Here is a 22,798-nt window from a genome sequence, read left to right on the forward strand (position 1 = left end):
CGGCGCGCCGATCAACCCGTCAGAAGGACAGCGACGCCTCCCCGCTGCCGGTCACTATGAGTTCCGACGCAGACTCGCCCCAGCGCACAATTATGGTCTGCGTCCGGGTTGTCGTGACGCGCAGGCTTTTGGGGCGGCCATCGAGCCATTCCAGATCGAGCGTCAGCCCGCCGCGGGCGCGCAGACCATGGACTGAGCCCTGGCGCCAATGCGAGGGCAGTGCCGGCAACAGGTCGAGCACACCCTCGCGCGATTGCACCAGCATTTCGAGAATGCCGGCGGCACCGCCGAAATTGCCATCGATCTGAAACGGTGGGTGAGCGTCGAACAGATTGGGATAACTGCGCTGCGGGCAGAGCAGCAGCGCCAGTACATCATGGGCATGGTCCCCCTGCCCCAGCCGCGCCCACAGATTGATACGCCAGCCAATGCCCCAGCCGGTGGCGTCGTCGCCGCGAATTTCTAGCGATCGTTGCGCGGCGGCGGCCAGTTCGGGGCTGGTGTCGACAGCAATCTGCTGGCTGGGATAAAGCCCATAGAGATGCGAGACGTGGCGATGGTGCATTTCGGGCACCTCCATGTCCCAATCCTCCAGCCATTCCTGCAATTGCCCCGCCCGGCCGATGCGATGCGGCGGCAGCCGATCGCGCGCTGCGCTTGCCTCTTCCTGCATCGGGTCGGTCAGGCCCAATTGCATGCTGGCGGCGAGATAAGCGTCAAACAGGTCGCGCAGAATCTGGTTGTCCATGGTCGGGCCGGCACAGAGGGCCGCGCCGTGCGGGTGCAGGTTTTCTGGCGAGAGCGAGGGCACGGTGACCAACAGGTCGCTGCCCGGCAGCGGCTGCAGTGTATCGAGGACGAAGCGAACCGCCCCCGCCAACACCGGCAAGAGGCGCTTGACCAGCGCATCGGGGCGGCCGGCAAAGCTGGCATGATCCCACAATTGCGCGCAGAACCAGGCGCCCCCGGTGGGCCACAGACCCCATTCGGCGCCATCGACCGGGCCGGTGGCGCGCCACAAATCGGTATTGTGATGTAGTACCCAGCCGCGGGCGCCGTAATGGGTGCGCGCCATCTCGGCGCCCGTCAAAGTCAGGTCTTCCACCATGTCCAGCAGTGGCTCGAAACATTCGGCCAGATTGGCCGGATCGGGCAGCCAGTAATTCATCTGGGCATTGATATTGGTGGTGTATTTGCTGCCCCAGGGGGGGCGCGTCTCCTTGTTCCAGAGGCCCTGCAGGGTCGTGGGCTGCGTACCCGGCCGGCTGGAGGACAGCATCAGATAGCGGCCATATTGCACATAGAGCGCGGCGAGCGCCGGGTCCTGGCCATCGGCAAAACGGGCGATGCGTTCGTCGGTCGGCAGGTCCTGCTTGCCGGGACCCAGGTCGATGGCGAGGCGGTTAAACAAGCGCTGATGCGCCGCGATATGGCTGGCGCGCAGGGTGACATAATCCTTGCCAGAAACGGCCTGGCGCCGCGCCGCCAGTAGCGCGTCGGGGTCGCCGGATACATCGTCGAAGCGGCGGAAGGAGGTGGCAATATCGAGGATAAACACCACCGCCGTGGCGTCGCGCACCACGAGGCGCCGCCCCCGGCGCTCCGCTGTTCCGCCCTCAAGGCGCATGTCGACGCCGATGCCGAAGCGAAGCTGGCCTTCAACGCCATGCTTGCCAAAATTGGTGCCGCGATAATCGAGGCGCGTGGCGTCACCGGTGAGCCAATCGCCGGTTTGCGGACTGTCGAGCCAGGCTTCAAACGCCAGCGTGCCGGGGCGGGCGGTCTCGACCCGCAGGACCAGCACGTCATCGGCCGCCGAGATGAAGCTCTCGCGCCGAACCAGCGTGGTGGTGCCCCCCAGATGATAGCTGGTGGTGGCGATGGCGGTTTGCAGGTCGAGTTCGCGCCGATAGCTGCCGGGGGCGGCTTCGTGGCGGAATTCGAGGAAGATATTGCCGGCCGGCTGGTAGCTCATCTGCAGATAGGGGCGCGCCATCAGGTGCTGGTTGGCCAGTGCCTGCGCCTCGGCATAGCGGCCGGCAAAGATCAGCTCCCGCACCGCGGCCAGATTGGGCAGCGCCTGCGGATTGACCGGCTGGTAGGGACCGCCGGACCACAGGGTGGATTCATTGAGCTGGATTTCCTCGCGGCCAATGGCGCCATGCACCATGGCGCCCAGCCGCCCATTGCCGAGCGGCAGCGCCTCGGTCCATTCCACCGCGGGGGACCGATACCAGAGATTAAGTGATGTCATAAAGTTCAGTGTCCCGGACGCACACGCTGGCCAGAGGCCGCAAAAACCATGCTGCGGGCGGCGTTGATGCCCACCTGCACATTGTCGCCGGCCTTGATGCCCGCCCTGTCGCGCACTTCCACCACCAGGGCTTCGCCCGATCCGGTGGTGCCATAGAGGTAGCGCGTGCCCCCCAGATTTTCGACGACATCCACCTTGACCACGAGGCTTGCATCACCCCCATCGAGCACGAAATTCTCGGGGCGCAGGCCGACCAGCGCTTCACCGGCATCAGGCAGGCCAGCAGCGGATAGCGTGGGGCCCGCCGCCAGCTTGAGGCTGCCCTGGGTCAGTTCGGCGCGCAGGAAATTCATGCGCGGCGAGCCGATAAAGCCGGCGACGAACAGATTGTCGGGATTGTCATAAAGCTCGTCGGGCGTGCCGGACTGGGCGATCTTGCCATCGCGCATCACCACGATCTTGTCGGCCAGGGTCATGGCCTCGGTCTGGTCGTGGGTCACATAGATCATGGTGGAGCCGAGCTTGTTGTGCAGCTTGGCGATTTCCACGCGCATGGAAACGCGCAATTCCGCATCGAGATTGGAGAGCGGTTCATCGAACAGGAAGACCTCGGGATCGCGCACAATGGCGCGGCCGATGGCAACGCGCTGGCGCTGCCCGCCCGAGAGCTGGGCCGGCTTGCGCTTGAGCAACGGCTCGATCTGCAGCGTCTGCGCGGCAGCGACCACACGGGCTTCGATATCGGGCTTGCCGAGGCCCGCCATGCGCAGCGAGAAGCCGATATTCTGCTCGACTGTCATATGCGGGTAGAGCGCATAGTTCTGGAACACCATGGCGACGCCGCGCTCGATCGGGTCGGCATCGTTGACGCGCCGCCCATCGATGACCAGGTCGCCCTTGGTGATCGGCTCCAGCCCGGCGATCATGCGCAATAGCGTGGATTTTCCGCAGCCCGAGGGGCCCACGAACACGGTGAATGCCCCGTCATCCACGGTCAGGTTGAGATTGTCGATGACCTCGAAAGCGCCATAGGATTTGCTGACATTGCTCAGCGTCACGCTTGCCATTGTCGGTCCTCCTAGGCTTGTTCGAACACGATGGCCGCGTGGATGCGCAGCCGATCCAGGGTGACGCCATAGGTGCCGCCGCCAAGGTCCTGCACATCGAGATCCTGGCCGCTCACCGCTTCATAGGCACGGGTCGGGCGGCTGGGCAGGCGGACCGCAGCGCTGACCGGGCCGATGGCCGGAATATCCTCGATCATTTCCATGACGCGGGTGCCCTCCCCATGCGGCACCGCCTTGCCGCGCACCTGAGGCGGACCATAGAGCAGATGCAGGACATGCCGGCCGCGCTCGGCCTGATGGGTCAGCGTCGCACGCCCGGCCGATGGCAGGTCGGTGCTCAAGGCAGGCTTGGGCAGCAGGCGCGACAACAGGGCCTTGACCACGTGCCGGTACAGCGGCTGACCGACATTGTGATAGATGCCGAAGATCGGATAGGCGATGTAGCCCACCCGGCCAGACAGCGTCACCGCCGCGCCAAGGGGCGCCGCGTCCGTATTGTCGGGCGCATGGGCGTGCGAGGAGAAATGCCGGTAGCTGCGGTTGAAATAGGGCGGCACGACCTGGGCCAGCACCTGGGCGCCCTGCGCCACGATCTGCTGGGCCGTGCCGTAGACGACGAAGGGCGACTTGGTCAGCGCGGGGTCGAGCTCATTGCCCGAGCCGATATAGCTAGGTGTGAACGCCACCGGCCCCTCACTGCGGATACCGGCCTCTATGGCGAATTGCCCATCCGCACCCTGCGCCGAACTGCCCGACAGCAGCAGGCCACCGCCCTGCCCCACAAAGGCGTTCAGCCGGTCGGCAAGCGCTGCATCGACCGGAATGTCATCGGGCAAGATGATCACTGCATAGGGCGAAAAATCCGAGGTGCCGTCGATGACATCGAAGGGGATTTTCAGCTCGAGCAACATCTGGGCGGCGCCGGCATCGGCCGTGCTGTTGCGATCGCCGGCGTGGTGGAAATATTCCGAGGACAGGATAGCCACCTGCGACACCTGCCTTGCGGCCTCGATATAGGGCTCGAGCTTGGCGACGCGAGCATAGGCCGGCGCGATCGAGGCATAGGTATCGGGGTTGATGGCGCCATTGGGGTGGAGCTGGTCGCCGACCAGGCATTTGGAGCCCAGGGCCGCCATCTGCGCCGCCTCATATTCCAGCGCGTCGGGGTGCTTGAAGCCGCCGAATTCGCCCCAGGACAGGTGGAACTTGCCGGTATGGGCGAGGAAATCGAGCCCCAGCGTTGCCGCATAGCGGGCGCTGGCGGGGAAGTGGTCATAGCCCCAGCCGCCGGTGGGCAGGCTTTCGAGCTCGAGATGGGTGTAGGGCGCAAAGCGCTTGCGGCCCTGCTTATGGATATGGCCGCAATTGTAGAAGATGCGCAGACCCGGAAATTCGGCATGCAGGGCGGCCGTCATTTCCGTGCGGAACACCTCGTTGACCCATTCGTCATTGGTCAGGCGATCCTCAGGCTTGGCCGGATCGAGCCCGTGGGCGGCCATGCTTTCGAGGCACTGCTGGCACACGCAATCGGTAGCCAGAACGATGTCGAAGAACAGGCCGGGCGTGTCGTAATTGCGCACGACTTCGCGCGCGTGCTCGAGCAGTTCGTCGCGATAGGCCTTGTGGTTGAGGCAGAGCGTATGCCAGGCGGCCTGCAATTGACCGGGATCGAAGCGGTTCCTGGTGGCGGATCGCACGCGCCATTCCGGGTGCAGGCGCGCATTGCGCTCATCCCATTGCACCGAAATATAGATCGGCGCTTCGATATCGGCGGCGGCCAGCGCCTTGATCATGTCGCCCATCAGGTCTGGACGGGCCAGATTGGGATGGGGCGCGCCGACCTCGCTCGGGTAGTACGACCAGCCGTGGTGGCACTTGGCGAAGATGGTGACGCTATCCACATTGGCCGCCTTGAAGGTGGCGACAAAATCATCGGGATCAAAGGCCGCGCCGATGGCCAGGATATGCTCGGAGGTGTGGAAATCGAGGTGGATCTGCCGATAGCGGATCGGCTTGTTCGTCACGGGCATGATTATTCCTTGGCTCCGGTGCGGGTTTGTGAGCCGGCAGCAAATTGGCGTTGAAAGACGACGAAAACGATGAGGGGCACGATGGTCGTGACGATGGCGGCGACCGAGCGCAGGTCCCAGTTCATCTCATAGGTGCCGGACACCTTGGTGAGCAGAACCGGCAGCGGCACCATGCTGCGCAGATAGAGCATGGGCAGCAGCAGAGCATTCCAGCTCCACAGGAACTGCAGCACGCCCACAGCAAAGATCGGGCTGGTGGCATTGGGCAGCACGACATGCTGCAGGGTCTTGATCGGGCCGCACCCGTCTATCTTGGCGGCCTCGATCAGCTCCTTGGGAAAATCCTCGAGGAAGTTCTTCACGAGGAAAATGGACCAGGCAAAGCTCATCCCGACATAGGGAATGAGTACGGCCAGGGGATTGTCGATCAGCTTCATGTCCCGCCACAGCGTAAATAGCGGTATGACCACGACCTGCTGGGGCAGCACGAAGGCATTGATGATGATGATCAGCAGCAGCCGGCGTGAGCGGAACTTGAGGAAGTGGAAGGCATAGGCTGCGGCCGGCGTCAGCAGCATGGTTCCCAGCGTCGCCAAGGCCGCCAGCAGCGCCGTATAGAAGAAGGATTCGGCGAGCGGATATTCCACCCAGACGCGCTGCCAGGCATCGAGCGTGAAGCGGATATTGTCGAGCCGCCACCAGCCCAGCGCCACGTCGGCGGGTGGGCGGATGGAGGTCAGCACGATACCCAGTACCGGGACCACCCAGCACACCGCCAGCACGCCGACGACAATGACTGTCCACCACGGAACGCGGCCGATCATTTCGCACCTGCCGTGCGCTGGATAATCGCCGGAATGGACACGACCAGCACCGCCACGAGCAGTACCACCGTGGCGGCAGCGCCATAGCCGAGTTTGAACTGGGTCATGGATTCCCGATACATGAAATAGCCCACCGTTTCGGTGGCGCGCACCGGCCCGCCTCCGGTCATCACATAGATGATGTCGAAGGCCCGCAGCGCGCCCAAAAGGTTGATAAAGATGGCGACGCGTACGCCAGGCATGGAGAGCGGCACCATGATGTGCCGCATGATGGACATGGGTTTGGCCCCATCCATATAGGCGGCTTCGAGCACCGTCTTGGGAATGCCCTGTACCGCCGCAAAGCACAGCATCAGCGGCAGGCCGACCCCGCTCCAGGAGGCTACGAAGATCAGCGACCAAAGCGCCGTTACCGGATCGCCCAGCCAGGAATGCTGGAAGCCCGGCACCACGCTGCCGATCAGCGAATTGAGCAGGCCGGCCTTGTCCGGCCGCAGGATATTGATCCACATATAGCCCGACACGGCTTCGGAAATCCCGAAGGTGACGAAGAACATGCCGCGAAATGGCAGGGTGTGGCGCGGCGCAAATGAACACAGCATCGCCAGCGTCCAGCCCAGCGACACCGAAATGAGCGTGGTGCCCAGCGTAAAGATCAGGGTGGTCAGCAGCGTATTGCGGAACGTGGCATCCGCAAACAGGGCCGCATAATTGCCCAGGCCGACGAATTTGGCCGGCGCCAGTCCCTTGATGTCGAACAGCGACAGCCGGATCGTATCGATCAGCGGATAGATTACCGAAATGCCGAACAGCACGATGACGGGGGCGATCAGCAACCACGCCGCCGGCGCGTCCCTTAGCCCTTTTTGCCCGCGCCTGACGACCGGCTCGCGCCGGCCGCCAGTCAGGGGGGAGGAGATATCGGCGAACGCGTCCGCCGTTGGTTTTGCGCCGGAACTGGTCATCAATAGGCCGTGGCCGCCTTGGCTTCGATAGCGGCCAGCACCGTGTCGATCATGTCTTCGCTCGGATCCTGCAGGAAGCGCTGCAGCTGAATGCGATACTCATCGACCAGGTCGCCCGGCAGCAGATCGCCCAGCACGAACTGTACCTTTGCCTCCGCAACGGCGGCAACTGCGGTCTGCTGCACCGGCCCAAGCAGGGAAGTGTCGAACGCGGTGCTCGGCGAGGCATAGCCGTATTTGCCCATGATATTGGCGGCGTCCGGCCCGATGATAAAATCGAGGAACGCATCGGCAGCAGCAGGATTGTTGCCATTGCTGGTAACCACCAGCTCCTTTGTATCGACGCTTGTGGTGTCGTCGAACCCCATGCCAAGCGCCGGGAACTGGAAGATGGAATAGTCCACGCCCTCCTCCAGCCCATAGTCTTTCTTGAGCGCGGCATTGCTCCACATGCCCATCAACAGATAATTGCCCTCCTCGGCCCGGAAGACGGATGGATAGGGGTCCTCGGTGGCGAGCATGGTGGCCGGGTTGGCGCAGCAGCCGGCGTCCAGCATTTCCTTGAACTTGACCATGGCGCCCCGCACCTTGGGATCGGTCCAGGGGATTTCGTGGCGCGCCAGCTGGGCTGCAGTTTCGACGCCCGCTGTGCGCAGCAACAGGGTCTCAAACCACTCGCCATGCGCCCAATATTTGGCCGGGATGACGACGGGATAGGAATAGCCGGCGGCCTTGAGCGCATCGAAGCTGGCCAGGAATTCTCCCCAACTCGTGGGCGGGGTGACACCGGCCTTTTCGAGCTGGGCGGTCTTGTACCAGATGGCCGAGCGGTCGCCATAAGTATAGGTCACGCCATAAGGCACGCCATCGATGGCGCCCAGATCCTTCCAGGATTGGCTGAGCTTGTCGTCCCAGCCAAAGCTGGCCCATTGCTCCTCGACGGGGCGCAGAATGCCCGCATTGTTGAGTTCCACACGGAATGCCGGCCAGGTGTTGATGATGATATCGACCACCTCGCCGCCCAGCAGGACCGTGCGGATGCCCGCGCGGGGATCGCCCTGACCGCCGGCCGGCTGGAATTCCCGCACCGTGACGCCGGGGTTGAGCTCCGTGAATTTGGCTTCGACTTCATGCCACATCTCAAGATCGGTACCGCCCTGCCACTGCAGGATGACCAGCTCCCCGCTGACCTCCTGGGCGAGGGCAGCGCCACCCATGGTCAGCAGCGCCGCCGTGGCAAGACCCGATAGAAGCGCACGTCGTCCGCAGACACCTTTGAATTTGCTCATGCTTTCTCCTCCGCATTGATCCAGCCCTCTTTGCGTGGCTATCATCAACAATATTGAAACGTTATCATCTATCAATCCCCTGTGGAAGCGGGTGAGATGATGAGGGTGCGAGATTATTGTCCGGCTGCGGCGCGCAGCAGATTTCTGAGCAGCATGGCCCGCGTCAGCGCTCCGACGGAGCCGTGCGGTGGGGTGATCCAACCGGCCACCTGTGCAACGCCCGCAGCGATATCCGAAGTCATCACGCCAGCGACATAGCTGATGCCGACACCGACAACAGCGGCGCCGGGTTTGACCATTTCAGCTGTGACCAGATCGGGAATGCCCGCGGCCGAAATGACGATATCGGCGCGGCGTGTGGCTGCCGCCAGATCGCGGGATTGGCTGTGCAGCAGAGTAACGGTCGCGTCCACACCGCGTTGCGACAGCAGCATGGCCAACGGCCGGCCAACCAGGTTGCCGCGGCCGATGATGGCCACTTCCGCTCCGGCCAAAGGGATATCGTAGGCCTGCAGCAGAGTGAGGATGGCGGCGGGGGTGCAGGGCAAAAAGCCGGGCTGACCGGCCAGCAGGCGCCCCAGATTGATGGGGTGCAGGCCATCAATGTCCTTGTCGGGCCGCACGGCCTCGAGCATGGCGGCCTCATCGAGCCCGGCCGGCAGCGGCAATTGCACCATGAAACCGTGGACGGACGGATCGGCGTTCAGCGCAGCTATGGCCGCCAGCAGTTCATCGGAGGAGATCGTGGCAGGCAGCCGCATATCCTCGACCGCAATGCCGATCTCGGCACAATCGGCATGCTTGCGCGCCACATAGCTGGCGCTGGCGGGATCGTCTCCCACCAGCACAGTCGCCATTTTCGGCTGGATGCCGTGCGCGATGAGCCGCGCGGCATCCACCTTCATCTCGCCCCGCAGGCGCCCGGCGAGCTTATCGCCGTCGAGCAGAATGGCCTGCGGCTCCGGCATTATTTGAGCCCGATGGAGGGATCGATGAAGCGATTGGTGACAACGCTTTCCGGCGTGACGGCCGGGTCGGCGCGTTCATCGAGCCCACCCTTGACCAGATCGAACAGCGCCGAAACCCGCACCATATCGAAATCACCCAAAGTGGCATTGCTGCCGTTGGAGACGACGCCGGAATCGACCAGTGCCTTGGCGGCATAGGTCATCAGTTCGGCATCGGTCTTCCAATAACCGGCGCCAAAGCCGCCTTCGTTGAAGGCGACGATGACCCCATTGGCCTCGGCCGGATCGGTGACATAATCCACCTCGGCCTGCTGGATGATAGGCACCAGCTTTTCTAAGCACGGCGCCAGTTCTTCGAGCCGGTTGGTGGCGACCGAGAGCATGCCGGTATAGATCGAATAACCGACATCGGACATCAGCAGATAATCGATCGGCTTGCCCCAATTATTGCCATTAGTAAACTTGTAGACCTCGCTGGTGACGAAGCCCTGATTGAGCCAGGTGCCGTTATTGGCGACGAAATTCTCGCCATCGCCGCGATAGCCTTCGATGAAGACATCGGCCGGCACACCCTGGTCGACCAGATATTTGCCGAAGGTGCGCTTGATGGTGGAGACATAGATCTTGCCCTGGCCCGAAGCGGCGAAGGCCTTGAGATCGTCGATGGTCTTGAAGCCTTCGGGATAGGTCGCCTTATCCCAGAACAAAGCCGTGGGCGATTTATCCAGCGGGCTGACGACGCCGACGACCGGGAATTGCTTGGAGAAGATGAAGGCGTTGTCCAGCTCCTGGAAGCCCAGATGCGGCGTCACGCCGGCTTTGGAATTGCCCATATAGAGCGCCGAATAGGCGGTTTCGCCATCGCCCAGGCCGACCCCGCCGCCGCCTTCGAGCAGCACAAGATCAATGCCGGTCGAGCCGAGCGGCCCCTGATATTTGCCGGAGGACATTTCGCCTCCAGCCCCGATCATCTGATAGAGCCCGCCATGTTCGGCCTGGGCCAGCCAATCCTTCTGGATGATGAAGGGATTGGGGCATATATCGGCCAATGGGGTCGTGTAATGTTCCTTGGCGAAAGCGCCCGGCTCGGCGGCGTGGGCGGCTTGCCCGACGCCGGTGAGCGCGGTGACGGCGAGCAGTAAGGTCCTGAAGTTCATCATTATTGTCCCATGTGAAGAATTTCGGTGGGCGCGGGTCTGGCTTATCCCTCGCGCTACCTCCCCCCCGACTCGTGCCATTCTGAAAACAGCCGGTTTCCAAGCCAGCTGAACAGCAGATAGACCGATATCGACAGCATCGACGACACCAGCAATGCGGCATACATCTGTTCGTATTTGAAATCGATCTTGGCGTTGATCAGCATCTGCCCGAGCCCGCCGGGGCCGGACAGGAAGAACAGTTCCGACACGATGGCCCCGATCACCGCGAGCCCCGCCGAAATGCGCAGGCCGGCGAACAGCGTGGGCGCCGCCGAGGGAAAACCGGCCTTGATCAGCATGGTGGGCCAGCCGGCCTTTTGCAGGCGGAACAGATCAATAATGCTGCGATCAACGCTTTTGAGGCCCAGCAGCAACGTGGTCGGAATGGAAAAGAAGGTGAACAGCGCCACGATCAGCACCTTGGGCAGAAAGCCGAAGCCGAGCGCCGATTGCAGCAGCGGGATGATCGCCAGGATCGGGATGGATTGCAGCGCGACGAGGTAGGGAAAGATGGCCTTTTCCATGACCTGGAAGCGGAACATCACCACGCCCAGCAACATGCCGATGGGAATGGAGATCGCCAGCCCTGCCAGCGCGATCGAGAGCGTGGTGGCGGCGGCATTGAACAATTGGCTGAGCACTGCAGGCTGGCTGAACGCCTGGGTCCACAGGCCTTCCAGCGTCGGCATCAGGAATTGCCGGTGGGTCTCCAGCCCCGAGCGCGTCCAGATATAGGCGATGACGACCAGCACGCCCATGAGCAGCGGCGGCAGAAGAGCGGCGGCGGAGCGCTGGGATACGCTGGGCCGCGCGACCACTGGCCTGGCGAGATAGCGTTCGGTGGCGAGCTTGTGTTGGGATCTTGCCATGCTCCTAGCCCTCCATCGCATTGCGCAGGGCCAGGGAGATTTCCCCGCAGACTTCGGCAAAGCCGCTGGTGTAGCGCAATTCAGGCGTGCGCGGCTCGGGGAAGGCAATGTCGAAGCTGGCGACGATCCGGCCGGGCCGCTTGGACATAACCACGACCTTGGTGGACAGATAAACCGCCTCGGGGATGGAATGGGTGATGAAGAGGCCGGTGAATTTCTGCCTGGTATAGAGCGCGATCAATTCGTCATTGAGCCGCTCGCGGGTGATTTCATCCAGCGCCCCGAACGGTTCGTCGAACAGAAACACTGCCGGATTGAGCGCGAGCGAGCGCGCCAGCGAAGCCCGCATTTTCATGCCGCCGGAGAGGCGCCGGGGATAGTGGTTTTCAAACCCCGTCAGGCCCACCAGCTCGATCTGCTCCAGAGCAATGCGGCGGCGTTCGGCGGGGTCGAAGCCGCGCAGTTCCATCAGCAATTCGACATTAGCCAGCACCTTGCGCCACGGCAAAAGCGTTGCATCCTGAAAGGTATAGCCAAGGCTGTCGCGATCGACCCAAATATCGCCCGAGGTATGGCTCTCAAGACCCGAGGCCAGCTTGAGCAGGGTGGATTTTCCGCAACCGGAGGGGCCGACAATGGAGACGAATTCGCCCGGCTGAATGGCAAGCGTCACCGTGTCGAGCGCCTGTGTGCCATCGGGAAAGGTCATCGAGACGGCGTCGAACATCAGGGCGGCATTGCCCGGCAGCCGGTCATTGGCCGGGGCTTTGTCTGTCTTTGTCTGGGCCAGGGAAGTGGTCATGGCTAGAATTTCAGCATTTCGGCGCGGATCCTGGCGATGTAGGCATCGGTGCGTTCCCGCGTTGCATTGTTGATGTCGTATAACGCGTGATAGCGCACTTTGACCCTTGGGTGGCAGACGACGCGCAAAAAGCGCGTGCCATTCTTGCGTGGCGGATCGCCCAGCACGACGGCGCGCCAGCGCTTTGAGCCATAGGTGGTGACGGTCGCCAGCTTCCTGATGTTCTTGAGGCCGGGCGAGACCTGCCCGTCCACCAGCTTGAACGACACATCGGGCAGGAACACGCGGTCGAAATAACCTTTCAGAATAGCCGGCCAGCCGAAATTCCACACCGGGTGGCACAGCACCAGCCCCTCGCAGCGTTGCAGCCGCGCGACATAGCCCGCGACTTTGCGCTGATTGATGGCCGTGTCGTGATAGTCGCGCCGGTCCTCTTGCGACAGGACGGGGTCGAAATTGTCGGCGTAGAGATCGAGATCGTCCACCTCATGCCCCGCCTGAACGAGGCTCTCCACCGTCACCCGATGCAGGTGCGCAGCAAGACTATCGGCCAGGGGGTGGGCATAGATAACGTGGACTTTCATTCCAATCCTTAGGCTCGTGACGTCGAGGCATGCGAACAGGTTCCGCGCCTGCCAATCAGCAGCCACAGAGCCTCGCTCCCAATGCGTTCGATTATCGAATTAATGTTCGTTATGTAGAGTCTAAGGCCAGTTTGGCGGCACGGTCAAGCCGATTGATTAACTTGAAGGCCAAATCTTGATCTGCACAATATATAGGCATACTTATGGAGCGCCGCTCGCTAATCGAACGATTGATCTATTATCGAACATCCCTAAGATGATCTTGATTTGGGGGTTGCATGGACATGCGCAGGCTGGACGCGGACGACAAGGAAGTTTCGCTGACCTTTGCCAAGGGCCTGGAGGTCATCTGCGCGTTCGACGGCAAGAACCGCGTGCTGACCATGGCCGAAGTCGCCCAGAAAACCAATCTCAGCCGGGCGGTGGCGCGGCGGTTGGTGCGCACGCTCGAACAACTCGGCTATCTCGCCAGCGACCGTGGCCGCTATGAGCTCACCCCCCATGTGCTGCGCCTGACCCAGGGTTTTGTCGAAGGTCGCGGCATTTCGCAGATCATCCAGCCCATCCTGCGGCTCGCCTCCGACGAAGTTGGCGAGGCCGTGTCCTTCAGCATGCTGGACGATACCGAGGCGGTCTACGTCGCCCATTCCTATGGCCCGGCGCGCTTCACCCTCAATATGGTCACCACCGGCAGCCGCATTCCGCTGCTGCCCACCGCCGCCGGCCGCGCCATGCTGGCCTTCCTCGACGCAGAGACCCGCGACGCGATCATTGCCGATGCGCCGCTGACCGCCCACACCGCGCACACCGAAACCAGCAAGGACAAGCTGATCGCCCAGCTCGGCGCGATCCGCGCCAAGGGCTATTGCTTCGCCGATGCCGAATATGTCGAGGGCGTGGATTCCCTCGCCGTGCCCGTATTTGGCGCAGGCGGCAAGGTCATCGGCGCCATCTCGATCATCTTCCCGCAGAGCCGTTACCAGCCTGAGCATATCGAGCTGGTGATGTTCCCCAAACTGCGCCAATGCGCGGCCGATATCGGCCTGACCTTCTAGGGCGTCCGGTGCAGACACGCATATTCTCCGGCCTCGACCTGGCCCGCGGCATGCACGCCGAAACCTTGCGTCGCGCGCAATCTGCGGGCATTCGGCCCACCTGCTCCGTGCTGCTCGACGCCACCAATGCCGGTGCGCGCGCCTACGCCGCCCGGCAGCAGGAGATGGCGGAACAGGCCGGCATTGCGTTGACCTTGCTGGCCTATGAGAGCGACCCGCCCGCGATCTACCGGCAATTGGCCGCGCTGCGCGACGACCCCGCCGTGGATGCCGTGATGACGCTCTACCCCCTGCCCCAAGGCGTCGACGCCATTGCGGCCGCGCTGGCGATTGGCGCGGAAAAAGACGTCGATGGCCTGCACCCATTGAATGCCGGAAACCTGCTGCTGGGCGCACCAAGCCGGGGTGCTGCGACGGCACAGGCCAGTGTAATCTGCGCCGAGACCCTGTTTGGCGATCTGGCCGGGGCGAATGTCGCCGTGGTCGGCGCCTCCGCCGTGGTCGGCCGGCCACTCACCATGATGCTGCTCGATCGCAATGCCAGTGTCTCGGCAGGACACGTGGCAACGCGCGATCTGGCGGCACTGACGCGGCAGGCGGAAATCGTCGTGAGCGCCACGGGCATAGCCGGTCTGATCACCGCCGACCACATCGCCCAAGGCGCTATCCTGATCGACGTCGGCATCAGTCGCCGCAATCGACAGATCCTGGGCGATGTCGACCTCGCCAGCGTCGAGGGCAAGGCCGCCGCGGTCACCCATGCGCCCGATGGCGTGGGGCCGATCACCACCGCCTGCCTGTTCCGCAATATAGTGGATGCGGCGATCAGCAGGCACAACAAACCCTAGATTCGCAGTAGACCTCATGGTGAGCTTGTCGAACCACGAGGTCGTACCCCAGAATTCTGCCACGACCTCGCCCTTCGACAAGCTCAGGGTGAGGTCTACTCGGAGGGTAGCATCAGACGGCCACTGTCACAGTTATGTCATCTGCGCATTCCTGACATTCGGAAAAACCGGATGGGCGTGGGCCGCAAGGGCTGTCTTGATAATCATTAATCGAACACAAGTTCGATAATCGATCATCAGGAGATGTTGAGATGCTCAAGCGCAATGCTCGCACGCTTGCCGCCATATTGACCATATTGCCCTGCCTGCCCGTTGCGCTATCCGCCGCCGAAGTCCGGCCCGGTGTCGAATATTCCGGCAAGATCGAGGAAGCCGGCAGCCCTCGGGCACAGTTTCAGGATCTGATCTTCGATCTCGCCAGTTCCTGGGCTAGGTGCAATGGCGATCTGATGGCCAAGACCGTGGCGCCCGATGTCGATTTCTCTTACCCCACCAGCCATATTACCGGGGTCGACGCTATCCTCGCCGACCTGAAACTGTTCTGCGAGCAGGCGAGCGACACGAGTATTTTCCTGCCCGCCGACGCCTTCTATATCGACACCGAAACCGGCCGCGTCGCCGCCGAATTGCAATTCCGCACCTTCCAGCGCGGCAATCGCCAGGTGGTCAACGATGTCTGGGTGGCCACTGTCAAGGACGGCCAAATCAGCGTTATCAAGGAATATCTCGATGGCCGGGTGAAGAATTTGCAGGCGCAGGGCATTCTCGAGCTGGAGGAAAGCCCGGACTTCCTCACCCCGTGGCCGCCGCGCACCGAGGCCTGGAAGGATTGCTTCCCCGTGCTCAAGGTCGAGCCGACCAATAGCTGCCCGGCACCAAAATAGGGCTCGCCGCCACCGCTTTTCGGGCCACATAGCCCGGAAAAGAACCTGTGCACTAAACTAGACATTTGTCGAACTGTCACAGAGTTCAGGTAACGCATGGGAACCAGTGTGGGCCCCCTATGCGTTGCGCGATCTATTTTGTTCCTCCGGCCGATGATCCGCTGCAGATTGCCGCGGCGCAATGGCTGCGGCGCGACCCGTATACCGGCGCTCGGGTGAGCTGGCCGGTGGAGGGATTGGTGGAAACCGACCACGCCTTCCTCACTGCCGTTCCGCGCCGCTTCGGCTTTCACGGCACGTTGAAGGCGCCGTTCCGGCTGGCGCCTGAATACGAAATCGGCGACCTGCAAGCGGCGCTCGACCGCTTCTGCCGCCGCTTGCCTTCTATCACCGTGCCCGAAATGCGCATTGCGCCGATCCAGAATGCCTTTGCGCTGGTGCCGGCCGTGCCTATGGTCGAACTCAACGACCTGGCGGCCGATTTCGTCACCGCCTTTGATATCTATCGCAGCCCGGTCACAGATCTCGATCTGGCGCGGGGCGATATCGGGCGCTTCACCGGCCAGCAGTTCGATAATCTGCGCAATTGGGGTCATCCCAATGTGTTCGACCAGTTCCGCTTTCATATGACGCTGACCGGCCCCATCGATGAGCTGGAACGTGATCACGTCGCGCTGGTATTGCGGCGCCATTTCGGCGACCTTGCCACGGCGCCATTGCATATCGGGCAAGTTGCCCTGTTCGTGGAGCCGGAGCCCAATGCGCCGTTCTTCGTCCATTCCAGTCACCAGTTTACCACTCAACGCCGACGCAAGATTGCTTGATCCATGACGCAGAAGAATGCCGCCGAAACCGTTCTCACCAATGCCAGCATCGTCCTGGCCGACGAAGTCGTTACCGGGGCGATCCTGCTGCGCGACGGCGTGATTGCCGATATCTCGGCGGCTTCGGCGCATGGCGAGGACATGGATGGCGACTATGTCATTCCGGGTCTGGTCGAGTTGCATACCGATCACCTCGAAAACCATTATGCGCCGCGCCCCAAAGTACGCTGGAACGCCATTGCCGCCGTTCAGGCGCATGATGCCCAGGTCGCAGCTTCCGGCATTACCACCGTGTTCGACGCGCTGCGCGTGGGGACGGACGAGCAGGCGGATATGGGCGACACCGAAATGCTGGTACTGGCCGACGCCATCGCTGCCGGCAAGGCATCGGGGCGCCTGCGGGCCGATCATTTCATTCATCTGCGCTGCGAAGTTTCGGCGCCTGATTGCCTGCGCGGTTTTGAACAGCTGCAAGACCATGCCCTGGTGCGGCTGGCCTCGCTGATGGATCACGCGCCGGGGCAGCGCCAGTTCGCCAATCTGGATGCCTATCGCGTCTATTATCAAGGCAAGCTCAAGATGAGCGATCAGGCGCTGGCCGACTTCTCGACGCGCCGCATTCGCGACTCCGAGCAGCATGCCGGCCCGCATCGCGCGGCGATTTCGCAATTCTGCCAGGCCAACGATATCGTATTGGCCAGCCATGACGATGCCACGCTCGGCCATGTCGATGAGGCGATTGCGCAGGGCATCGATGTGGCTGAATTCCCCACGACCGTGGAAGCCGCCCGCGCGTCGCATCAGGCCGGCATGGCTGTGCTGATGGGCGCACCCAATGTGGTGCGCGGCTCCTCGCATTCGGGCAATGTCTCGGCGCGCGAACTGGCCGAGCATGGCTTGCTCGACATCCTCTCGTCCGACTACATCCCCTTCAGCCTGCTGCAGGCAGCTTTCTCGCTGGGCGACAGTGTCGATGCCATCACCCTGCCCCACGCCGTGCGGCTGGTGTCCAAGCACCCGGCACAGGCCGCGGGGCTGGATGATCGCGGTGAAATCGCCCAGGGCAAGCGCGCCGATCTGGTGCGTGTGCGGGTGCAGGATGGCATTCCGATCGTGCGCACCGTCTGGCGCGAAGGGACCCGGGTGATATGAGTTCGGACGCCTCGGCTTCCGGTGCATTCGTCGCCGTGGTCGGCCCCAGTGGATCGGGCAAGGATTCGCTGATCGACTTTGCCCGCCAGCGGCTGGCCGGACGAGCTGAATTTACCTTTGTACGCCGCATTGTCACCCGCCCGGCCGATCGTGCGGCGGAAGATCATGACAGCCTGAGCGAAGCCCATTTCGAGGCGCTGGCGCAATCCAACGGGCTGGCACTGCATTGGCAGGCGCATGGCCTGCGCTATGGCCTGCCGCGCTCCATTGACAGCGATATCGAGGCTGGCCGCGTGGTCATCGCCAATGTATCGCGGCAGGTGATCGGGGAGGCCGCTGCCCGCTACCGGCGGGTCATCGTGGCCAATATTTCGGCCCGTCCCGAAATCATCGCCCAGCGCCTGGCGGCACGGGGCCGCGAGGACGCCGAGGCCATCCGCCAGCGTCTGGCACGTCAGCTCGATGTCGCCGTGCCGGGCGGCGAAAGCGTAGAGATCGACAATTCCGGTCCCTTACAGGAAGCGGGCGAGCATTTTCTTGGCCTGTTGCAACAGGCCCAGGCGGAACGAGTCTAGACCACCAGTTCCATGAGGTCTGCCGGAAAGCGGCTCAACGCATAGAGCAAGGGCTTGCCGCCGAGGTCCGTATCGACCGCCTCCGACACCAGCAGAATGGCGCCGGGGGCGAGTTTCAGCGTTGCCGTCTCGTCGGCATCCGCGTGGCGGGCGGATATACGCGTGCTGGCGCGGGCATAGTCGGCAATGCCGTAACTCGCCAGCGTTGCCGTGATGGACGGATTTTCCGCAAAGCGCACCGCAAAATCTGGAAAGGCCGCATAGCTCAGCCAGATGCTGGCGCGCGACATCGGGCGGTTGTCGGCCGATGACAGGGTTTCCAGCCGCGTCACCTTGGTCCCCGCCCGCAGTCCCAGCGCCGCGGCCACGCTGCCCGTCGCATTTTCCAGCCGCGAAGACAGCATGTCGCGCGAGATCGTTGCAGCCTGCCCGGCCAGGTTCTCCGAAAACCGGGTCCGCTTGCCAATGCGATAGCTGACGCGGCGGGCCTGGTCGACAAAGCTACCCCGGCCCTGCTCGGTGCGGATGACGCCCTCCGCCTGCAGCGCTGCCAGCGCCCGGCGCACCGTGTGCCGATTGGCAGAAAAGCGTTCCGCCAGCTCGGTTTCCCCGGGCAGCCGATCGCCCGGCTGGCGCTTGCCGCCAACGATGTCGAGCCGGATGGCATCGGCAATGCGCCGCCACAGCGCGACGCCGCTGAGATGGGATTCGGACGAGGACTCGGTTTTTGTCATTGCAAATTCACACAGCGCGCCTAAGACCAGAATCAGGATTTATGTTGTCTAGTTTATTAGACAAGTAGAGGCAAGCGATATGACGATAGAACCGAGGCGGTTGGCACTAAATGCCCTGGCAGCGGCCGAGAGCGCGGCCCTCGCCCAGCATTGGACCGACTGGACCGAAAAGCCCGAATTCCGCGCGCTGCGTGGTCCCGAAACGGGGCTGGTCATGGTGCGCGGCCGCGCTGGCGGTGGTGGCGCGCCGTTCAATCTGGGCGAGGCCAGTGTGAGCCGGGCAAGCGTCCGGCTCGCCAGCGGCGAAGTGGGGCACGGTTATTGCCTGGGCCGAGACCTCGAAAAGGCGCGGCTGATTGCGGTGTTCGATGCGCTGTTCCAGCGCGATCCGGAGCGGGTGGAGGCCGAGGTGCTGGCTCCGCTGCGGGCCGTTGTGAGCCAGGGCGACCAGCAGCGGCGCGAGGAATCGGCCGCCACCAAGGTCGATTTCTTCACCATGGTGCGAGGGGACGTTTGATGGACAATCTGATGCTCGATGGCGGCTTTGCCGACCCGGTCATGCAGGCCCAGCAGGGGTTCCGCGCCCTGATGGATGCGCTGGCCAATCCGGGGACAATTCAGCAACTGGCGCTCGGCCTCACCCCGCCAGCGCCGCTGACGCCGGAACTGGCAGCGGTGCTGCTGACACTATGCGATCACGATACGGGCGTATGGCTGGAGCCTGATCTGGCGACAGAAGCGGTAACCGGCTGGTTGCGGTTCCATATCGGGTCGCCCCTCAATGTGGCACGGGACCAGGCGCAATTCGCGGTGTTACGCGACAGCAATACCCTGCAGTTGAACGGCTTTTCGCTCGGCACGGATATTTATCCCGACCGCTCGACCACGGTGATCGTGGCCGTTCCCGCGCTGAGCGGCGGCGATGCCCTCGTGCTGAAGGGGCCGGGGATCGAACATAGCGTCGAGATATCCCCGCTCGGCCTGCCCGGTGATTTCCTCGAGCAATGGGCGGAAAACCGTGCGCAGTTCCCGCGTGGGGTCGACCTGCTGCTGGTGGCCGATGGAGCGGTGATCGGGCTACCGCGGACCACGCGAATTTCAGGGAAGGACGCTTAAATGTATGTGGCCGTAAAAGGCGGGGAAGCCGCCATTGCCAATGCCCATGCTCTGCTGGCCGACCGGCGGCGGGGTGATCGGCAGGTGCCAGCGCTCGGCATCGAGCAGATCATCCAGCAGCTCGGCCTCGCCGTCGATCGCTGCATGGCCGAAGGCTCGCTCTATGACCGGGAACTGGCGGCGCTCGCCATTATCCAGTCTCGGGGCGATCTGATCGAGGCGATTTTCCTGGTGCGCGCCTATCGCACCACCCTGCCCCGGTTCGGCTATTCGGTGCCGATCGACACCGCCAATATGCTGATCGAGCGCCGGGTTTCGGCGACGTTCAAGGACCTGCCGGGCGGGCAAATGTTGGGACCGACCTTTGACTATACCCACCGACTGCTCGACCCGGTGGTGGCCGAGGGCGGCGATGTTGCGGCGCCAGTCCGGCGGCCGGCCGATCCGGAACAGGCGCCTCGCGTAACGGATCTGCTGGCTCATGAAGGGCTGATCGAGCCGGATACCACCCACGACGACAAGCCGGACATCGGCGATCTGACGCGCGAGCCCTTGCAATACCCGCTGGACCGCGATTTGCGGCTGCAGGCATTGGCGCGGGGCGATGAAGGGTTCCTGCTCGCGCTCGGCTATTCGACACAGCGCGGTTACGCCAGAACGCACCCCTTTGTCGGTGAAATCCGCATCGGGGAAGTCGAGGTGGAACTCGACATTGCCGAGCTGGGCTTTGCCGTCAGCCTGGGCCGTGTGCGGGTCACCGAATGCCAGATGGTCAACCAGTTCAAGGGCTCGGCCAAGGTGCCCCCGCAATTCACCCGCGGCTATGGGCTGGTATTCGGCCAGTCCGAACGCAAGGCCATGTCGATGTCGCTATGCGACCGGGCGCTGCGGGCCCGCGAATTCGGCGAGGACGTGGTGGCCCCGGCGCAGGACGAGGAATTCGTCATCAGCCACCTCGACAATGTGCAGTCCACCGGCTTCGTCGAGCACCTCAAGCTGCCCCATTACGTCGATTTCCAGGCCGAACTCGACGTGGTGCGGCGCATGCGGGCCGAGCAGGAAACCCAGAAGGAAGCGGCGGAATGAGCCTGATCCCGAGCTACAATTTTGCCTATCTCGATGAGCAGACCAAAAGGATGATCCGACGGTCAATCCTCAAGGCCATTGCCATTCCCGGCTATCAGGTGCCGTTTGCCAGCCGCGAAATGCCCATGCCCTATGGCTGGGGCACGGGGGGCGTGCAGGTGACAGCGGCGATCATCGGGCCGAGCGACGTGCTCAAGGTGATCGACCAGGGCGCCGATGACACGACCAATGCGGTGTCGATCCGCGCCTTCTTCGCCAAGGTGGCCAACGTCGCGACCACCACCCATACGGCCGATGCAACCATCATCCAGACCCGCCACCGCATTCCCGAAAGGCCGCTACAGGCCGGCCAGGTGCTGGTCTATCAGGTGCCGATCCCCGAGCCGCTGCGCTTCCTCGAGCCACGCGAAACCGAGACACGCAAAATGCATGCGCTCGAGGAATATGGGCTGATGCATGTCAAACTCTATGAGGACATTGCCAAGCATGGCCAGATCGCCACGACCTATGCCTATCCGGTCAAGGTCGAGGGCCGCTACGTGATGGATCCCTCGCCCACGCCCAAATTCGACAATCCAAAAATGCACATGTCGCCGGCCCTGCAATTGTTCGGCGCCGGGCGCGAAATGCGCATCTATGCCGTGCCGCCCTTCACCGAAGTGGTGAGCCTCGATTTTGAAGATCACCCCTTCGAAATCCAGCACTTTACCCAGCCCTGCGCGCTATGCGCTGCTACCGGCGTCTATCTCGACGAGGTGATCCTGGATGATCACGGCGGGCACATGTTCGTGTGCTCGGACACCGACAATTGCGAAGAGCGCCGCGCCCAAGGCCATCGTGGCCACCTGAGCGGGGAAGAACTGGAGGCGGCGGAATGAGCGAGCAACCCCTGCTGCGGGTCGAAGGCCTGAGCAAATATTACGGCAACCGCCTGGGCTGCAAAGATGTGTCGTTCGAGCTATGGCCCGGCGAAGTGCTGGCCATTGTGGGCGAAAGCGGATCGGGCAAGACGACGCTGCTCAATTGCCTCTCCACCCATCTCGAACCCAGTGCGGGCCGCACGGAATATCGGATGCGCGACGAGGTCTGGCGCAATCTTTATGAGCTGAGCGAGGCCGAACGGCGCTTTCTGATGCGCACCGATTGGGGCTTTGTGCACCAGAACCCGGCCGATGGGCTGCGCATGACGGTATCGGCCGGCGCCAATGTGGGCGAGCGGCTGATGGCGGTGGGCGACCGGCATTATGGCCATATCCGGGAAACGGCCATCGATTGGCTCGGCCGCGTGGAAATCGCCGCCGACCGGATCGACGATCAACCGCGCTCCTTCTCGGGCGGCATGCGCCAGCGCCTGCAGATTGCCCGTAATCTCGTGACGGGGCCAAGGCTGGTGTTCATGGACGAGCCGACTGGCGGGCTAGACGTATCGGTGCAGGCGCGCCTGCTCGATCTGTTGCGCGGGCTGGTGGGCGAGCTCGGGCTGGCGGCAATCATCGTCACCCACGATCTGGCCGTAGCCCGGCTGCTGAGCCACCGCATGATGGTGATGAAGGATGGGCGGGTAATCGAAGCGGGCCTAACCGACCGCGTGCTCGACGATCCGCGCGAGCCTTATACGCAGCTGCTTGTGTCTTCGATTTTGCAGGTGTGAGGGCGATGCGAAAGAAACCCCT

At 63.0% G+C, this 22,798-nt stretch carries 23 protein-coding genes; 11 read left to right on the plus strand and 12 right to left on the minus strand.

Annotated elements, in window-relative coordinates:
* Window positions 1-19: 19 nt before the first annotated feature.
* The 11 genes from FF80_RS10720 to FF80_RS10770 all read right to left on the minus strand — a co-directional run bounded on the left by FF80_RS10720 (window position 20) and on the right by FF80_RS10770 (window position 12,851).
* A complete protein-coding gene (locus FF80_RS10720) occupies window positions 20-2,254 on the minus strand; it encodes a glycoside hydrolase family 95 protein (protein ID WP_035100148.1) in 2,235 nt (744 codons plus the stop codon).
* A 5-nt stretch (window positions 2,255-2,259) separates the two neighbouring features.
* Complete coding sequence (locus FF80_RS10725) at window positions 2,260-3,321, minus strand: ABC transporter ATP-binding protein (RefSeq protein ID WP_035100151.1); 1,062 nt, start codon at window positions 3,319-3,321, stop codon at window positions 2,260-2,262.
* Between the two features lie 11 nt (window positions 3,322-3,332).
* The gene (locus FF80_RS10730; RefSeq protein ID WP_035100153.1) at window positions 3,333-5,351 is read right to left on the minus strand and encodes an alpha-amylase family protein; all 2,019 of its coding nucleotides are present in this window, start codon (window positions 5,349-5,351) and stop codon (window positions 3,333-3,335) included.
* Window positions 5,352-5,353: 2 nt separating this feature from the next.
* Window positions 5,354-6,175, minus strand: coding sequence for a carbohydrate ABC transporter permease (locus FF80_RS10735; RefSeq protein ID WP_035100155.1), 822 nt, complete (start codon window positions 6,173-6,175; stop codon window positions 5,354-5,356).
* On the minus strand, window positions 6,172-7,140 hold the full coding sequence (locus FF80_RS10740; RefSeq protein WP_035100157.1) for a sugar ABC transporter permease: 969 nt from the start codon (window positions 7,138-7,140) through the stop codon (window positions 6,172-6,174). Before FF80_RS10740 ends, FF80_RS10735 begins: the two co-directional genes overlap by 4 nt.
* Window positions 7,140-8,429 (minus strand): ABC transporter substrate-binding protein, encoded by a 1,290-nt coding sequence (locus FF80_RS10745; protein ID WP_035100159.1) that lies wholly within the window; start codon window positions 8,427-8,429, stop codon window positions 7,140-7,142. The genes FF80_RS10740 and FF80_RS10745 overlap by 1 nt, the downstream gene beginning before the upstream one ends.
* Window positions 8,430-8,542: 113 nt before the next feature.
* On the minus strand, window positions 8,543-9,397 hold the full coding sequence (locus FF80_RS10750) for a bifunctional 5,10-methylenetetrahydrofolate dehydrogenase/5,10-methenyltetrahydrofolate cyclohydrolase (RefSeq protein WP_035100161.1): 855 nt from the start codon (window positions 9,395-9,397) through the stop codon (window positions 8,543-8,545).
* Window positions 9,397-10,557, minus strand: coding sequence for a hypothetical protein (locus FF80_RS10755; protein WP_152558342.1), 1,161 nt, complete (start codon window positions 10,555-10,557; stop codon window positions 9,397-9,399). Before FF80_RS10755 ends, FF80_RS10750 begins: the two co-directional genes overlap by 1 nt.
* Window positions 10,558-10,610: 53 nt before the next feature.
* Window positions 10,611-11,465 carry an ABC transporter permease subunit gene (locus FF80_RS10760; RefSeq protein ID WP_035100165.1) on the minus strand — a complete coding sequence of 285 codons (855 nt, stop codon included), beginning with the start codon at window positions 11,463-11,465 and terminating at the stop codon, window positions 10,611-10,613.
* A gap of 4 nt (window positions 11,466-11,469) precedes the next feature.
* Window positions 11,470-12,267 (minus strand): ABC transporter ATP-binding protein, encoded by a 798-nt coding sequence (locus tag FF80_RS10765; RefSeq protein ID WP_244445755.1) that lies wholly within the window; start codon window positions 12,265-12,267, stop codon window positions 11,470-11,472.
* 2 nt (window positions 12,268-12,269) lie between these two features.
* Entirely contained in the window at window positions 12,270-12,851 is a 582-nt protein-coding gene (locus FF80_RS10770) for an NAD(P)H-dependent oxidoreductase (RefSeq protein WP_035100166.1), read from the minus strand.
* A 278-nt stretch (window positions 12,852-13,129) separates the two neighbouring features.
* Here FF80_RS10770 and FF80_RS10775 point away from each other — a divergent pair, with 278 nt between their 5' ends.
* The 6 genes from FF80_RS10775 to phnN all read left to right on the plus strand — a co-directional run bounded on the left by FF80_RS10775 (window position 13,130) and on the right by phnN (window position 18,189).
* Complete coding sequence (locus FF80_RS10775; RefSeq protein ID WP_035100167.1) at window positions 13,130-13,906, plus strand: IclR family transcriptional regulator C-terminal domain-containing protein; 777 nt, start codon at window positions 13,130-13,132, stop codon at window positions 13,904-13,906.
* Between the two features lie 8 nt (window positions 13,907-13,914).
* Window positions 13,915-14,754, plus strand: coding sequence for a bifunctional 5,10-methylenetetrahydrofolate dehydrogenase/5,10-methenyltetrahydrofolate cyclohydrolase (locus FF80_RS10780; protein ID WP_052153415.1), 840 nt, complete (start codon window positions 13,915-13,917; stop codon window positions 14,752-14,754).
* 251 nt (window positions 14,755-15,005) lie between these two features.
* Entirely contained in the window at window positions 15,006-15,638 is a 633-nt protein-coding gene (locus FF80_RS10785) for a nuclear transport factor 2 family protein (protein WP_035100169.1), read from the plus strand.
* Between the two features lie 119 nt (window positions 15,639-15,757).
* Window positions 15,758-16,462 (plus strand): DUF1045 domain-containing protein, encoded by a 705-nt coding sequence (locus tag FF80_RS10790; protein WP_052153416.1) that lies wholly within the window; start codon window positions 15,758-15,760, stop codon window positions 16,460-16,462.
* 3 nt (window positions 16,463-16,465) lie between these two features.
* Window positions 16,466-17,614 carry an alpha-D-ribose 1-methylphosphonate 5-triphosphate diphosphatase gene (locus tag FF80_RS10795; RefSeq protein ID WP_035100170.1) on the plus strand — a complete coding sequence of 383 codons (1,149 nt, stop codon included), beginning with the start codon at window positions 16,466-16,468 and terminating at the stop codon, window positions 17,612-17,614.
* On the plus strand, window positions 17,611-18,189 hold the full coding sequence (gene phnN / locus FF80_RS10800) for a phosphonate metabolism protein/1,5-bisphosphokinase (PRPP-forming) PhnN (protein WP_035100172.1): 579 nt from the start codon (window positions 17,611-17,613) through the stop codon (window positions 18,187-18,189). The genes FF80_RS10795 and phnN overlap by 4 nt, the downstream gene beginning before the upstream one ends.
* On the opposite strand, the gene phnF is transcribed toward phnN, so the two are convergent.
* Window positions 18,186-18,923, minus strand: coding sequence for a phosphonate metabolism transcriptional regulator PhnF (phnF, locus tag FF80_RS10805; protein WP_035100174.1), 738 nt, complete (start codon window positions 18,921-18,923; stop codon window positions 18,186-18,188). The genes phnN and phnF overlap by 4 nt on opposite strands.
* Before the next feature lie 100 nt (window positions 18,924-19,023).
* On the opposite strand from phnF, the gene phnG reads away from it, so the two are divergent.
* The 5 genes from phnG to phnK are packed head-to-tail and all read left to right on the plus strand — an operon-like array spanning window position 19,024 to window position 22,776.
* Entirely contained in the window at window positions 19,024-19,440 is a 417-nt protein-coding gene (gene phnG, locus FF80_RS10810; protein WP_244445756.1) for a phosphonate C-P lyase system protein PhnG, read from the plus strand.
* Window positions 19,440-20,039, plus strand: a complete 600-nt coding sequence (gene phnH / locus FF80_RS10815; protein WP_035100177.1) for a phosphonate C-P lyase system protein PhnH — start codon at window positions 19,440-19,442, stop codon at window positions 20,037-20,039. The genes phnG and phnH overlap by 1 nt, the downstream gene beginning before the upstream one ends.
* Window positions 20,040-21,125: a carbon-phosphorus lyase complex subunit PhnI gene (locus FF80_RS10820; protein WP_035100179.1), complete on the plus strand. Its 1,086-nt coding sequence runs from the start codon at window positions 20,040-20,042 to the stop codon at window positions 21,123-21,125.
* Window positions 21,122-22,003: an alpha-D-ribose 1-methylphosphonate 5-phosphate C-P-lyase PhnJ gene (locus FF80_RS10825; RefSeq protein ID WP_035100180.1), complete on the plus strand. Its 882-nt coding sequence runs from the start codon at window positions 21,122-21,124 to the stop codon at window positions 22,001-22,003. The genes FF80_RS10820 and FF80_RS10825 overlap by 4 nt, the downstream gene beginning before the upstream one ends.
* The gene (gene phnK, locus FF80_RS10830; RefSeq protein ID WP_035100181.1) at window positions 22,000-22,776 is read left to right on the plus strand and encodes a phosphonate C-P lyase system protein PhnK; all 777 of its coding nucleotides are present in this window, start codon (window positions 22,000-22,002) and stop codon (window positions 22,774-22,776) included. Before FF80_RS10825 ends, phnK begins: the two co-directional genes overlap by 4 nt.
* Window positions 22,777-22,798 lie beyond the last annotated feature (22 nt).

Source organism: Devosia sp. LC5 (assembly GCF_000735585.1).
Taxonomy (GTDB): domain Bacteria; phylum Pseudomonadota; class Alphaproteobacteria; order Rhizobiales; family Devosiaceae; genus Devosia.